Source organism: Bradyrhizobium betae, from assembly GCF_004123905.1.
GTDB classification, from domain to species: Bacteria; Pseudomonadota; Alphaproteobacteria; order Rhizobiales; family Xanthobacteraceae; genus Bradyrhizobium; species Bradyrhizobium betae_A.
The window spans coordinates 169,770-182,823 of the sequence record NZ_MZXW01000054.1 but is presented as its reverse complement, the minus strand read 5'-3'; the positions used below and the strand labels follow the sequence as shown (position 1 = coordinate 182,823).

General features: G+C 64.1%; 14 protein-coding genes. 8 read left to right on the top strand and 6 right to left on the bottom strand.

The features are described from left to right. The first annotated feature begins 4 nt into the window (after window positions 1-4). From B5V03_RS38690 to hflX, 3 genes are all read left to right on the top strand, one after another. Window positions 5-1,375, top strand: a complete 1,371-nt coding sequence (locus B5V03_RS38690) for a sigma-54-dependent transcriptional regulator (RefSeq protein WP_129275652.1) — start codon at window positions 5-7, stop codon at window positions 1,373-1,375. Between the two features lie 248 nt (window positions 1,376-1,623). Continuing rightward, window positions 1,624-1,872 carry an RNA chaperone Hfq gene (gene hfq / locus B5V03_RS38685; protein WP_007591126.1) on the top strand — a complete coding sequence of 83 codons (249 nt, stop codon included), beginning with the start codon at window positions 1,624-1,626 and terminating at the stop codon, window positions 1,870-1,872. 11 nt (window positions 1,873-1,883) lie between these two features. Then, window positions 1,884-3,266, top strand: coding sequence for a GTPase HflX (hflX, locus tag B5V03_RS38680; protein ID WP_164988573.1), 1,383 nt, complete (start codon window positions 1,884-1,886; stop codon window positions 3,264-3,266). A 177-nt stretch (window positions 3,267-3,443) separates the two neighbouring features. On the opposite strand, the gene B5V03_RS38675 is transcribed toward hflX, so the two are convergent. The 3 genes from B5V03_RS38675 to mazG form a co-directional block, all read right to left on the bottom strand. Continuing rightward, the gene (locus tag B5V03_RS38675; RefSeq protein ID WP_129275650.1) at window positions 3,444-4,472 is read right to left on the bottom strand and encodes a DUF2278 family protein; all 1,029 of its coding nucleotides are present in this window, start codon (window positions 4,470-4,472) and stop codon (window positions 3,444-3,446) included. A gap of 188 nt (window positions 4,473-4,660) precedes the next feature. After that, window positions 4,661-5,038, bottom strand: a complete 378-nt coding sequence (locus B5V03_RS38670) for a GNAT family N-acetyltransferase (RefSeq protein ID WP_245502479.1) — start codon at window positions 5,036-5,038, stop codon at window positions 4,661-4,663. 95 nt (window positions 5,039-5,133) lie between these two features. Beyond that, the gene (gene mazG, locus B5V03_RS38665) at window positions 5,134-5,952 is read right to left on the bottom strand and encodes a nucleoside triphosphate pyrophosphohydrolase (protein WP_129275648.1); all 819 of its coding nucleotides are present in this window, start codon (window positions 5,950-5,952) and stop codon (window positions 5,134-5,136) included. Between the two features lie 126 nt (window positions 5,953-6,078). Here mazG and queC point away from each other — a divergent pair, with 126 nt between their 5' ends. Beyond that, window positions 6,079-6,792: a 7-cyano-7-deazaguanine synthase QueC gene (gene queC, locus B5V03_RS38660; protein WP_129275647.1), complete on the top strand. Its 714-nt coding sequence runs from the start codon at window positions 6,079-6,081 to the stop codon at window positions 6,790-6,792. 119 nt (window positions 6,793-6,911) lie between these two features. On the opposite strand, the gene B5V03_RS38655 is transcribed toward queC, so the two are convergent. From B5V03_RS38655 to nthA, 3 genes are read right to left on the bottom strand one after another with little or no spacing between them, the layout of a single operon-like run. Further along, window positions 6,912-7,289, bottom strand: a complete 378-nt coding sequence (locus tag B5V03_RS38655; protein WP_164988572.1) for a nitrile hydratase accessory protein — start codon at window positions 7,287-7,289, stop codon at window positions 6,912-6,914. Continuing rightward, window positions 7,289-7,948: a nitrile hydratase subunit beta gene (gene nthB, locus B5V03_RS38650; RefSeq protein ID WP_129275645.1), complete on the bottom strand. Its 660-nt coding sequence runs from the start codon at window positions 7,946-7,948 to the stop codon at window positions 7,289-7,291. Before nthB ends, B5V03_RS38655 begins: the two co-directional genes overlap by 1 nt. Next, window positions 7,945-8,571, bottom strand: a complete 627-nt coding sequence (gene nthA / locus B5V03_RS38645; RefSeq protein ID WP_129275644.1) for a nitrile hydratase subunit alpha — start codon at window positions 8,569-8,571, stop codon at window positions 7,945-7,947. Before nthA ends, nthB begins: the two co-directional genes overlap by 4 nt. A 62-nt stretch (window positions 8,572-8,633) precedes the next feature. On the opposite strand from nthA, the gene B5V03_RS38640 reads away from it, so the two are divergent. The 4 genes from B5V03_RS38640 (at window position 8,634) to B5V03_RS38625 (ending at window position 13,050) form a co-directional block, all read left to right on the top strand. Then, window positions 8,634-9,392 carry a hypothetical protein gene (locus B5V03_RS38640; protein WP_129275643.1) on the top strand — a complete coding sequence of 253 codons (759 nt, stop codon included), beginning with the start codon at window positions 8,634-8,636 and terminating at the stop codon, window positions 9,390-9,392. Window positions 9,393-9,529: 137 nt separating this feature from the next. Further along, window positions 9,530-11,005 (top strand): DASS family sodium-coupled anion symporter, encoded by a 1,476-nt coding sequence (locus B5V03_RS38635; protein ID WP_129275642.1) that lies wholly within the window; start codon window positions 9,530-9,532, stop codon window positions 11,003-11,005. A 238-nt stretch (window positions 11,006-11,243) separates the two neighbouring features. Further along, the gene (locus B5V03_RS38630; protein WP_206736242.1) at window positions 11,244-12,395 is read left to right on the top strand and encodes a methionine ABC transporter ATP-binding protein; all 1,152 of its coding nucleotides are present in this window, start codon (window positions 11,244-11,246) and stop codon (window positions 12,393-12,395) included. After that, the gene (locus B5V03_RS38625) at window positions 12,385-13,050 is read left to right on the top strand and encodes a methionine ABC transporter permease (RefSeq protein ID WP_129275641.1); all 666 of its coding nucleotides are present in this window, start codon (window positions 12,385-12,387) and stop codon (window positions 13,048-13,050) included. Before B5V03_RS38630 ends, B5V03_RS38625 begins: the two co-directional genes overlap by 11 nt. Window positions 13,051-13,054: the final 4 nt, after the last annotated feature.

Sequence of the window (13,054 nt, the reverse complement as noted above, 5' to 3'; positions counted from 1 at the left end):
ACCCATGGCAAGTGAAATTCTGATTGTCGATGATGAGGCCGATATTCGGGATCTCGTCGCGGGCATTCTCGAAGACGAGGAGTTTGTCACGCGGACCGCGCGCGATAGCGACTCCGCGCTCGCCGAGATCGCCAACCGCAGGCCGCATCTGGTGTTCCTCGACATCTGGCTGCAGGGCTCCAAGCTCGACGGCTTGCAGCTCCTCGAGCAGGTCAAGAAGGACAATCCCGATCTGCCGGTCGTGATGATCTCCGGCCACGGCAACATCGAGACCGCGGTCGCCGCGATCAAGCGCGGCGCCTATGACTTCATCGAAAAACCGTTCAAGGCCGACCGGCTGATCCTGGTCGCCAACCGGGCGCTCGAGAACTCGCGGCTCAAGCGCGAAGTCAAGGAGCTGAAGCAACTCGCACCGAGCGCAAGCTCGCTCGTCGGCCGCTCGCCCAGCATGAACCAGCTGCGCCAGACCATCGAGCGTGCGGCCAAGGCCAACAGCCGCATCCTGATCGTCGGCCCCGCCGGTGCCGGCAAGGAGCTGACCGCACGCACGCTCCACACGGCCTCGGGCCGCTCCGACGGTCCCTTCGTCGTCATCAACGCTGCCGCCATCACGCCCGAGCGCATGGAGCACGAGATGTTCGGCATCGAGCAATCCAACGGCGAGCACGCGCGCAAGCCCGGCGCGCTCGAGGAAGCCCATGGCGGCACACTGTTCATCGACGAGATTGCGGACATGCCGCGCGAGACCCAGAACAAGATTTTGCGCGTGCTGGTCGAACAGTCGTTCCAGCGCGTCGGGGGCACCTCAAAGGTGCAGGTCGACGTCCGCATCATCTCGTCGACCGCGCGCAATCTCGAAGAGGAGATCGCCGCCGGCCATTTCCGCGAGGACCTCTATCACCGCCTCTCGGTGGTGCCGATCCGCGTGCCCGCGTTGTCGGAGCGCCGCGAGGACATTCCGGAGCTGATCGACTACTTCATGGAGCAGATCTCGGCCGGCAGCGGCCTGCCCAAGCGGCAGATCGGGCAGGACGCAATGGCGGTGCTGCAATCGCATGTCTGGCCGGGCAATGTACGCCAGCTCCGCAACAACGTTGAGAGAGTCATGATTCTGGCTGCGGGCGGGCCCGAGGTCATCATCACCGCCGACATGCTGCCGCAGGACGTCGGCTCGATGGTGCCGGCGATGCCGACCAGCAACAATGGCGAGCACATCATGGGCCTGCCACTGCGTGAGGCGCGCGAAGTGTTCGAGCGCGACTATTTGATTGCACAGATCAGCCGTTTTTCAGGAAATATTTCTCGCACGGCTGAGTTTGTTGGCATGGAACGCTCTGCGCTGCACCGGAAGTTGAAGGCGCTCGGCGTCGGCTAACCCGCGACGTTGCGGCCGCCGGTGGCGGATAAGTGAGGAAATCCATCGATTTCCGTAGTTTTTCGGGGGCAATTGGGCTCGGCCTGCCGCGTGAAGCGGCTTGCCTAATAACCCGTCCTGCCCTCTAATCGAACCGCTGTTCCTACGAGGGGGATCTCATGAGGAACGGCAACCGGGTGAGACCCCACATTTTCAAAAGCGGGGCGCAACCGGCGCAATAAAAAGAAACTCAAAGCGAGAAAAAAACAATGGCGGCAGACCGCGCACAAAACCTGCAGGACACCTTCCTTAATCACGTTCGCAAAACCAAGACGCCACTGACGATCTTTCTGGTCAACGGAGTGAAGCTCCAGGGCATCGTGACCTGGTTCGACAATTTCTGTTTGCTGCTTCGGCGCGACGGTCATTCGCAGCTCGTTTACAAGCATGCGATCTCGACCATCATGCCGGGCGCTCCGATCCAGTTGTTCGAAGGCGGTGAGGATCAGCCGGCTTGAGAGTGACCTGATTGGAACCCCGGAATTTCGACGGGGATGCCGATCGTCCGCGATCGGCAGGGGCTAAGCAAACGGGGCGGGTGCTTGTCGTCGGCCCCTATTTGCGAGCGCGCGCGGGAAGTGCCGACGCGCAATCGGAAAGCCATGTTCTGCGAGACGCCGAGGCCCGGCTCGACGAAGCCGCCGGCCTCGCGCGCGCGATTGACCTCGTCATTGCCGACGCCATCATCGCACCGATCAGCCAGATCCGGCCCGCGACCTATATCGGCAAAGGCAAGGCCGAGGAGATTGCCGCGCTGGTCAAGAGCCTCGACGTCGAACTCGTCGTGATGGATTGCGCGCTGGCGCCGATCCAGCAGCGCAATCTCGAGAGGGAATTGCACGCCAAGGTACTCGACCGCACCGGCTTGATCCTCGAAATCTTCGGCCGCCGCGCCAAGACCAAGGAAGGTTCACTCCAGGTCGAGCTCGCGCATCTCAACTATCAGCGCTCGCGCCTGGTGCGCTCATGGACCCATCTGGAGCGCCAACGCGGCGGCTTCGGCTTCATGGGCGGTCCCGGCGAGACCCAGATCGAAGCCGACCGCCGCCTGATCCAGGAGCGCATCTCAAAACTCGAGGGCGAACTGAAGAAGGTGCAGGCGACGCGGCGCCTGCATCGCGCCGGCCGCCAGCGCGTGCCGTATCGCGTCGTAGCCCTGGTCGGCTACACCAATGCCGGCAAGTCGACGCTGTTCAACCGCCTGACCCGCGCCGACGTGCAGGCCGCCGACATGCTGTTCGCAACCCTCGATCCGACCTTGCGCGCGCTCACTCTGCCGCATGGCGGCAAGGCGATGTTGTCCGACACCGTCGGCTTCATCTCGAACTTGCCGACGCAACTCGTCGCCGCCTTCCGCGCTACGCTGGAGGAGGTGCTGGAGGCCGACGTCATCCTGCATGTGCGCGACATCTCGCATGAGGACGCCGAGGCCCAGCAGAGCGACGTCGACGCCGTGCTGCGTCAGCTCGGCATCAACCCGGATGATAGCGGCCGCATCATCGAGGTCTGGAACAAGATCGACCGTTATGACGCCGAACAGCGCGAAGAGCTCCTGAACATCGCCGCGCGCAGACCGGAGGATCACCCAGCGATGCTGGTCTCAGCCGTGTCGGGCGAGGGGATCGACGCACTGCTCGCGGCAATCGAGGAGCGGCTCGCCGCAAAACGCACCACGCTCGACCTCTCCATCGACGCCGCAGACGGCGCCGGCATCAGCTGGCTGCACCGCAATGCGGAAGTTCTGGCGAAAGAGCTGCACGATGGCCGCTTCGACATGACCGTGCGGGTCGACGAGACCAAGCGGGATATCGTGGTGTCCAGGTTCGACGCCGTGCCGCGTCTGTCCGCGTAAGCTGCACTTCATAGCCTCGATGGAGCGAAGCGTAATCCGGGATTCTCGTCTCGACGAACCGGTCCCGGATTGCGCTTCACTCCATTCGGGCTACGCATTTTCAGAGTAAGCCGACGACAGCGAGCTAGCGGCGGACTTCCTTGCGTGCGTGCCTCTGACGGCTTGTGACTCGGAACACTAGAACGGAATGGTCAGGCCCGGGGTTTTCGCTTGCGCCTTGGTATAGGCGACGCCGTGGATTTTGATTCCACGCTCGTCCAGCAGCGAAATGATGCCGCCCTGGTTCGATAGTTCCATCGGCTTCTGCACGACGACGGCGAGCGTGCCCCCGGCCGAGATCTTCCCTGACAGGACCATCTTGTTCTTCTGCTTGTCGGCCAGCATCCAGCCGGTGAGATCGATGTCGCGATCGGCCGTATTGAGCAGCGTGACGACTTCCCGCTCGGGCGTCTTCACGGCGTTGACGAGTGCCGCAATGATCCGCACGAGGCCATCAGGCATTTGCCCGGTCGGAGGAGTCGTCGGATCCGGCGGCTGTGTCGGCGTGCCTCCGCCGAGATCGATGGGATTACCGGTCTTGTCGTCGGTGTGCCAGGCCTGCGTCTGGAATTTGAGGAAGACCGCCGTCCAGAGCTTCTGATCCGGGAATTCGAACACGAGCCCGCCGTCCTGCCACGGCCCGTTGTCGCCGGAGAATTGTCCGGTTGGATTGCCCTGGTTCATATGGATGTCGTGAATGCCGCGGCCCGGCCGAAAGCCGAAATAATTGTCCGCCTTCGGCTCCGGCCCCCATGTCTCGCCGAATGCGTACACCATCGCGCTTTCGTTCGAGAGCGCGCGCTGGACGAACTGGTCGAGTTTCTCGTTGAGGTCATTGTCCGGTCCGGGCACGGACAGCGGCAGCGGGATCATCTCCTGCGGCTGCATCAGATTGCCGCGAATGAAGTCCAACGCCATGCTGCCCGGCTTCGGCTGCTGCGGGTGCAGGCCCTCCGGCAGCGCTGCGAGTTGATCGGTGATCGGATGGACAAAATGCGATCGCACCAGGTACTCGACTTCGCTTCCGTCGGCTGACTGCACATTGACGGCGATGCGGAAATCCGCGTTGTCGGCCACGACATGGACTTGATAGTGCGGCGACTGGCCGGTGCCGAAACGCATCGCGATCGGGCGTCCCTTGAGGACCGAATAGTGCTTGAGCGGCATCGCATCACCTGCCGTTGGGGTTCGGCTGCGCGGGCTCCATTGCTCAACCTTAGACTGCCGGTCGTGACGATTTCATGGCTGAGGTGAGCAGCCGGCCTCACGCTTTGGCAGGACCGCCTCGCTGCATTCGGGAAAAGGTGCTGACCTATATCTGGATCAAATGCGGGCGGTCCAACCGACTAAGAAGATCACCTGGACAGATCGAGGCTCATGAACTGGTTGTGCGGGCTCGCCTGATAGTCGGCGAACGGATCGCAGCGCAGGAAGCCAGCACTGCGGTAGAGCGAGACGGCGGGCGCATGCAGCGGTGCCGTGCCGGTCTCCAGGCTGAGACGCGCATAGCCTCGTTTGCGGGCTTCGGCGATGATGTGCTGCAGGATCGTGCGGCCGACTCCGGACCCGCGCGCGGCAGGCGCGGCGCGCATCGACTTCACCTCCGCATGTGTGTCGTCCAGTTGTTTGAGCGCGCCAAATCCAACCAGCATATCACCCTGCCAGACGGTCCAGAACGTCGCGGTCGGAGCCGAAAGACCGCTCGCGTCCAGCGCCTGCGCGTGCTCGCCCATGACGCTGCGTAGCTCTTCCAAATGAAGTGTCAGCAGATCGGCGACATGTGGCGCCCTCGGATCGTCTTGCCTGATTTCCACGGAGCGCCCTCGTATCAGGTGGCCGTCTTGGCCGCATTCCACAGCGCATCCATCTCCGCAAGCGACGCGTCCTCAAGAGAGCGTCCCTGCGCCGCCAGCGACCGCTCGATATAGGCAAACCGCCGCTCGAACTTCGCATTCGTCGCACGCAGGGCGGCTTCCGGATCGGCGCCGACATGCCGTGCGAGGTTGACCAGCGCAAACATCAGATCGCCGGTCTCTTCCGCGATCTCACGTTTGTCATTGCGATCGAGCGCGGCTTCGATCTCGTCAGCTTCCTCGCGGATCTTCTGCAGCACCGCGCGCGGGTCGTTCCAGTCGAAGCCGACGGTGGAAGCCTTGCGCTGCAGCTCCAGGGCGCGCGTCAGCGCCGGTTGGCCGGCCTTCACGCCCGACAGCAGCGATTTGTGCGACGGGGTTGCCTCCGGCGGCCGGCGTGCGGCGCGCTCGGCTTTCTCCTCGGCCTTGATGCGGTCCCAGACTTCCTTGACGTGATGTGGGGTGAGATTGCCGTCCTTGTCGGCGAAGACATGGGGATGGCGCCGGATCATCTTGCGGGTGATGGCCTCGACCACGTCGCCGAAGGCGAACGCGTTCTGCTCTGACGCCATCTGGGCATGGAACACGACCTGCAACAGGAGGTCGCCAAGCTCTTCTCTGAGATCATCGAGATCGCCGCGGTCAATGGCGTCGACCACCTCATGGGCTTCCTCGATCGTATAGGGCGCGATGGTCGCGAAATTCTGCTCGAGGTCCCAGGGGCAGCCAGTCACCGGCGTGCGCAGCGCCGCCATGATCTCGATCAGGCGGGAAATGTCGCGGGAAGGGGTCATTGCGGGGCAGTCTCCTGGGTCCCAAACCTTATGCCAAAAGCGGGCCGCCGTTCCCAGCGGGGAGCGCTGGAACGGGCCGATTTCCACCGATTGGCTGATACGTTCCACAGTGCTAAAGCGCGGGCCATGAGTGACGCATTTTCATCACAAACCGCGCTGGTGCTGTTCTCCGGCGGCCAGGATTCCACCACCTGCCTCGCCTGGGCGCTCAGCCGCTTCGCGCGCGTCGAGACGCTGGGGTTCGACTACGGCCAGCGTCACGCCGTCGAGCTCGACTGCCGCGACCGGCTGGTCGACGGCATCAAGGGGTTGCACGCGGATTGGGCCACCAAACTCGGCGAGAGCCATACGCTGTCGATCCCGACGCTCGCCGCCGTGTCCGAGACGGCGCTGACGCGCGACGTCGCGATCGCGATGGGCGCCGACGGGTTGCCCAATACGTTTGTGCCCGGCCGCAATTTGGTGTTTTTGACGTTTGCTGCGGCGCTGGCCTACCGGCGTGGCATCACCCACATCGTCGGCGGCATGTGCGAGACCGACTATTCCGGCTATCCCGATTGCCGCGACGACACCATCCGCGCCATGCAGGCCGCGCTCTCGCTCGGCATGGCCCGACAATTCGAGCTGCACACGCCGTTGATGTGGATCGACAAGGCCGCGACGTGGAAGCTCGCGCACGACCTCGGCGGCGACGGGCTGGTCGATCTCATCCGCGAGCACTCCCACACCTGCTATCTCGGCGAACGCGGCGCGCAGCATGATTGGGGTTATGGCTGCGGCGAGTGCCCGGCGTGCAGCCTGCGGGCGAAGGGGTGGCGGGAGTATGTGGCGGCGAGGTAGCGCTACGCCCACTGCCGTCATTGCGAGGAGCTCTTGCGACGAAGCAATCCAGACTACCTCCGCAGAAACAGTATGGATTGCTTCGCTGCGCTCGCAATGACGGAGTATGTGGAGGCGACTTACCGAAAATCCTCGTCCCGCAGCTCGATCGGCTCGCCATGTGGCGTCCTATCCGCAGCGTGATCCCAGGCATCACGATAACGATGCAACGTCTCCAATGACGCCACGCCCTTGCGCGCGACCAGTCCCTCCAGCGTGGCCAGCCAATGCAGGTAATACGTCTCGCCCGTATCAGGATCGCCGGCGGCCTGCGCGCGCTTGATCTCGGAGGCCAGGGCTGCGGCCCATTCGGGCCAGGTGAATACGCCGCGGTCATGCAGCGTCAATGCCATCGCAAACGCATGCGCCTCCCAGGGCGCACGGAACACCGGGCCTTCTTCATCGCGCGGAATGCTTGGAATGGCGGCTGTTGCAGCCGCCGCAGCCGTGCCGCTCATCACGCCGGGTCCAGATAGGGCTCGAACGCGTCGATCGAGACCTTCGAGGTCGAATCGCCGTCGGCGCCCCAGAGATCGCTGGCTTCGAACACGACCGTGTAGAGCCATTGCGGATTCTCGCCGAGCTCCATCGCCGCCGAATCCGGAAACACGTGGCAGCCATGGTTCAGCTCGACGACACCGACATGACCGCGCACATACCGCGGCAACCTTGTATGTGTCGTCGGATGAATGTTCTTGGCACGCACCCGATCGCCGATGTTGAATCTTGCAGCCGCCGGGGCAGGGCGGCCGAACTTGCCGCGCACCATGATGCGCTCGACCTGGGTGACATCGAATTTGCCGTGCTTGAGCGCCTTGCCCGGCTGCATCGCATGGCCGGCGGCGACTTCCTCCCTTGTGAGGTAGCCCTTCTCGATCAGCATCTCCTCGAGCCCGAGAAACCATTTCTTGTAGTAGGAGCTCGAGAGATAAACGTGCGGCGGGATCGTCTCGCGATAGAAGCGCGAGGTGTCGATGTTGAAGGCGCCGGCCGCGCCCATCGCGCGCACCATCGCCAGCACGCGGGATTCCCACGCCGCGTGGAACACCGGCTCGTTCGGCTCGGCTTCGACCTTGCCGAACCCGTCCATGCCGCCCATGTCGTGGACACCGTTCACGACGGCGCTCCCGGCGTCTTGGCAAAGCCGGTCCCGATCATGGAATCGCGCGTGACGAGCTCCGCAAGCTGCTCCTCGCTCCAGCCTTCGGTGCCCGCGGGCCGCATCGGCAGCACCAGAAAGCGCGTCTCGGCGGTGGAATCCCAGACACGGATCTCCATGTCCTTGGGCAGCGTGACGTCGAAATCGGCGAGCACGCCGCGCGGATCCTTGACCGCGCGCGAGCGATAGGGCGCGGCCTTGTACCAGACCGGCGGCAGGCCCAGCATCTCCCAGGGGTAGCAGGAGCACAGCGTGCACACGACCATGTTGTGGCGCGCGGGCGTGTTCTCGATCACGACGAGATGGTCGCCGACGCGGCTGACATGGCCGAGCGTGCCGATCGCCTTGGAGCCATCCTCCAGCAGTGCCTGCTTGAACGCCGGATCGGTCCAGGCCTTCGCGACGACGCGCGCGCCGTTGTGCGGGCCGATTTTGGTCTCATAGGCCTGGATGATGGCATCCAGTGCGGCCGGCTCGACATAGCCTTTTTCGGTCAAGATCGTCTCGAGCGCGCGCACGCGCAGCTCAGTCTCCGAAAGCTCGGAATGGTCGTGATCGTGGTCGTGATGATGTTCACTCATGCCTTGAGGATAGTCCCAGAATCCGGGCCTTGTCGAGGCGAAGACTCTGCTAACATCGCACCATGGGTTGGGCCAAACAAACCGGAATAACCGCCGCAATCGCGGCCCTTGTCGCGTTCGCGGCGCAGGATGCGCACGCCGCGAATGGCGCCTATGCGGTGGATGCCGCCGATATCTCCGAGGTCGGCTCCTGCAAGGTCGAAAGCTGGATGTCGGCTGCTTCCAACACCGATTTCTTGGCGGTCGCCAATCCCTCCTGCGTCGTCGATCCCTTCAGGCCGATCGAGCTGAGCTTGCAGACCATCCGTGCGAGGAGCGATGGCGACTGGAGCACGATCATTGCTCCCAAAGCCAAGACGAATTTTATCCCGACCGGCATCGGCCGATGGGGATTGTCTGCCTATGGCGGTGGCTCCTTCGATGCGGCCACCGGCGAGGCGCTGACCGCCTTTGCCGTCATCCCCGCGACCTTCCGCCTGTCCGAGACCATGCGCATCAACGTCAATGGCGGCTGGCTCTGGGATCGCACGGTGGACCGTCACTATCTGACCTACGGCATCGGCCTCGACTGGAAGTTCACCGACACCCTGCAATGGACGATCGAGACCTATGGGCAGGCCGGCGCCGCCGAGATCGCAAGCGTCGTGCAGCCGCGTTTCCAGACCGGCGTGCGCTACCGCCCGAACGAGATCTTTTCCGTCGACGTGATCTATGGCCGTAACATCACCGGCGAGAATGCCAACTGGATCACCATCGGCACCACCATTCGCTTTCCGGTCGACGGCGGCGAGCCGGAACACCGGCGCACCGGGCATTTGTGAGCACCACGGAACCTCTGGCACCGGGCAACAGAACCGGCCATTGATCAGGCCGCACACAGTCCGTATACGCCGCGCAGGGACAAGAACGGCCCGGCCAACGGGCGGCATGATGCGATGACAATCGAGGGGGAGGGCCCATGGCCACGAGTTCGCAGGCGCCGGAGGCAAAAGGGTTTCGCTGGAAGCTGATCGCGCCACTCGTGGTGTGGCTGGCGATCTATCTGTGGCCGGTGCCCACAGGGCTCAACGTCAATCAGTGGCACTATTTTGCCGTGTTCGCGGCCGTTATCACCGGGCTCATCCTGGAATCGATGCCGGTCGGCGCGGTCGGCTTCATCGGCCTCACGGTCGCCGGCGTCGCCGGCTATATCGACCCCGATCCCGGCAAATCGCTGCGCTGGATGCTGGGAGGCTTTGCCGAAAGCACGGTCTGGCTGATCGTCGGCGCCTTCGTGTTCTCGATCGGCTATCGCAAGAGCCAGCTCGGCCGGCGCATCGCGCTGGTGCTTGTGCGACGGCTCGGCAGCAACACGCTCGGCCTCGGCTATGCGGTCGCGATGTCGGACTTCCTGCTCGCCCCCGCAACGCCCTCCAACACCGCCCGCAGCGGCGGCATCGTCTATCCCATCATCTCCAACATCCCGCGCATCTATGGCTCCGAGCCCGGGCCGACCGCCGGCAAGATCGGCACCTATGTGATGTGGACCGCGTTCGCGGCCACTGCCATCACCAGCTCGCTGTTCTTCACCGCGCTCGCGCCCAATGCGGCGGCGCTGGCGATTGCCAAGAAGACCGCCGGCGTCGAGGTCAGCTGGGCGCAGTGGTTCATGGGTTTTGCACCGCTCGGCATCCTGCTGATGATCATCGTGCCGCTGCTCAGCTATGCGGTGTGCCGTCCCGAGGTGAAGCGCAGCCCCGAGATCTCGGAATGGGCGGCGAAAGAGCTCGCAGAGATGGGCCCGATGTCGCGCAACGAGTGGATCATGCTGGCGCTGATCATCCTCGCGATGTTCCTGTGGATCGCGGGCTCGAGCCCGGACATCCACGTGCCCGTGCTCGGCTCCAACTTCGTCAACGCCACGACCGTCGTCTTCATCGTGATCTCGCTGATGCTGGTCACCGGCGTGATCGAGTTCGCCGACATCGTCAGCGAGAAGAGCGCCTGGGAGGTGTTCTTCTATTTCACCTCGCTCTTGACGCTGGCCTCCGGCCTCAACGAGATCGGCTTCATCAAATGGTTCGCGACCGAATACGCCAAGCCGCTCGCGGGGCTGTCGCCGTCCACCGCGATGATCCTGCTGGTCGCGCTATTCTTCTGGATCCACTATTTCTTCTCGAGCATCACCTCGCACGCCGCGGCCGTGCTGCCTGTCGTGCTCGCGGTCGGTTCCGGAATCCCCGGCCTGCCGGTCACCACGCTCGCGATGCTTTGCATGTATTCGCTCGGCCTAATGGGCGTGATCTCGCCTTACGCGACGGGGCCCGCGCCGATGTATTTTGGCAGCGGCTATATCGGGAAGGGCCAGTTCTGGGGCTTTGGGCTGCTGTTCGGGCTGCTCTATTTCGCCGGATTGCTGCTGATCGTGCTGCCCTGGTTGCAGATGGCACGGTGAGCCTCGGCGGAGGCTGATAGCCCCGGCGAAGGAATATTCTTCTCTCGCGAGGGATTGGAGAAACTTCGTCCATCCCCTCGCAAATATCTGAAATTGCAACAAAGACTGGAAAAGGCGATGGTGCGTGCTGCGGTGCAGCGCGGTGCCCTCCGAGGCGATTTGTTGCTGCCCCGCCTCCAGTCGCTGATGCGACCCGGCTCTCGTTTGCCTTTTGGGGCGGGCGAGAGAACTATTGTGCATGAAAGCCCTCTCAATGAACGCCCACCAATCGCTTGCCATCGGACAGCCGATCGCGCCGCCCGAAGCGATTTCACCTGCCGCGACTGCGTCGGACGCGATGGTCCGCTTCGAAGCCATCTCAAAAACCTATCCGGCCTATCGCGGCAAGCCCGGCGTCAACGCGCTCGAGAATATCGACTTCGCCATTCCGCGCGGCTCCATCACCGGCGTGATCGGCCGCTCCGGCGCGGGCAAGTCGAGCCTGGTTCGCCTGATCAACGGGCTGGAGAAGCCGACCACCGGACGCGTCATCGTCGATAACAGGGACATCTCCGCGCTCGCAGGCCGCGAGCTGCGGCTGGCGCAGCGCTCGATCGGGATGATCTTCCAGCATTTCAACCTGCTGTCGTCGCGAACCGCCGCCGACAACATCGCGCTGCCACTCGAGATCGCCGGCTGGGCCAAAGCCGACATCAAGGCCCGTGTCGCCGAGCTGCTCGCGCTGGTCGGCATCGCCGACAAGCACGACCGCTATCCATCAGAACTATCAGGCGGCCAGAAGCAGCGCGTCGGCATCGCCCGCGCGCTGGCGACGCGACCGGACGTGCTCTTGTCGGACGAAGCGACCTCCGCGCTCGATCCGCAGACCACGCGCGCCATCCTCGATCTGCTCGCCAACATCAACCGCGAATTGGGCGTCACCATCGTGCTGATTACCCACGAAATGTCCGTGGTGCGTCAGCTCGCCAGGGAAGTCGTGGTGCTCGACGCCGGCCATGTCGTCGAGAGCGGCCACGTCGCCGACATCTTCACCCATCCCAAACATCCGATCACACAGTCCTTCCTGGCCGAGGTGATCGGCGACAGCCTGCCGGTCTCGCTGGCGAGCCGGATCGTGGCGGAGCCTGCTGCGGGCGGGCAGGCCGTGATCCGCGTTCAGGTGCGCGGGGCAGGGGCCGGCGATACGCTGGTGGCGCGGCTCGCCCGCGAACTCGGCCTCGACGTATCGCTGCTGTCGGCCCGCATCGACGAGATCGGCGGCCAGCATGTGGGCTCGCTGACGCTCGGTATTCCTCTCGGAATTTCCGGCGGCGAGGACGCGGTGACGCGCACGCTCGCCTGGCTCTCTCAATATCAATTCCCGGCGGAGCGTCTCGGCTATGTCGCCTGAACTCATCAACCTCATCGTCCAGGCCACCTTCGAGAGCCTGTACATGGTCGGCATCGCGGCGGCTCTCGGCACCGCCTTCGGCCTGCCGCTCGGCGTTTTCCTCGCCACCAGCCGCAAGGGCGAGCTGTTCGCGGCTCCGCTCGTCAATCGCGTGCTCGGCATCGTCGTCAACGCGACCCGCTCGACGCCCTTCATCATCCTGGTTGTCGCCATCATCCCGTTCACCCGGCTCATTGCCGGCACCTCGATCGGCTCGACGGCAGCGATCGTGCCGCTGGTGATCGCATCGACGCCGTTCATCGCGCGCCTGGTCGAGGCTGCGATCCGCGAGGTCGACGGCGGCCTGATCGAGACCGCGTCCTCGTTCGGGGCCTCCCCGATCCAGATCGTGTTCAAGGTGCTGATACCCGAGGCGCTGCCGGGCCTGCTGCTGGCACTGACGCTCGCAGTGGTCAGCCTGCTCGGCTACTCCGCCATGGTCGGCGCGGTCGGCGGCGGCGGTCTCGGCGACCTCGGCATCCGCTACGGCTATCAGCGCTTCATGCCGGAGATGATGCTCGCCGTCGTCGTCGTGCTGATCGCGCTGGTCCAGCTCGTCCAGAGCGCCGGCGATTATCTGGCACGCCGGGTCAACCGCCGGCTGCGGCATCGCTGATAGG

Bases quoted from the DNA above. Each gene is read 5' to 3' on its own strand.
- B5V03_RS38690 (WP_129275652.1), top strand. From the start codon at position 5: ATGGCAAGTGAAATTCTGATTGTCGATGATGAGGCCGATATTCGGGAT.
- hfq (WP_007591126.1), top strand. From the start codon at position 1,624: ATGGCGGCAGACCGCGCACAAAACCTGCAGGACACCTTCCTTAATCAC.
- B5V03_RS38675 (WP_129275650.1), bottom strand. From the start codon at position 4,472: ATGCCGCTCAAGCACTATTCGGTCCTCAAGGGACGCCCGATCGCGATG.
- B5V03_RS38670 (WP_245502479.1), bottom strand. From the start codon at position 5,038: ATGGGCGAGCACGCGCAGGCGCTGGACGCGAGCGGTCTTTCGGCTCCG.
- mazG (WP_129275648.1), bottom strand. From the start codon at position 5,952: ATGACCCCTTCCCGCGACATTTCCCGCCTGATCGAGATCATGGCGGCG.
- queC (WP_129275647.1), top strand. From the start codon at position 6,079: ATGAGTGACGCATTTTCATCACAAACCGCGCTGGTGCTGTTCTCCGGC.
- B5V03_RS38655 (WP_164988572.1), bottom strand. From the start codon at position 7,289: ATGAGCGGCACGGCTGCGGCGGCTGCAACAGCCGCCATTCCAAGCATT.
- nthA (WP_129275644.1), bottom strand. From the start codon at position 8,571: ATGAGTGAACATCATCACGACCACGATCACGACCATTCCGAGCTTTCG.
- B5V03_RS38640 (WP_129275643.1), top strand. From the start codon at position 8,634: ATGGGTTGGGCCAAACAAACCGGAATAACCGCCGCAATCGCGGCCCTT.
- B5V03_RS38635 (WP_129275642.1), top strand. From the start codon at position 9,530: ATGGCCACGAGTTCGCAGGCGCCGGAGGCAAAAGGGTTTCGCTGGAAG.
- B5V03_RS38630 (WP_206736242.1), top strand. From the start codon at position 11,244: ATGAAAGCCCTCTCAATGAACGCCCACCAATCGCTTGCCATCGGACAG.
- B5V03_RS38625 (WP_129275641.1), top strand. From the start codon at position 12,385: ATGTCGCCTGAACTCATCAACCTCATCGTCCAGGCCACCTTCGAGAGC.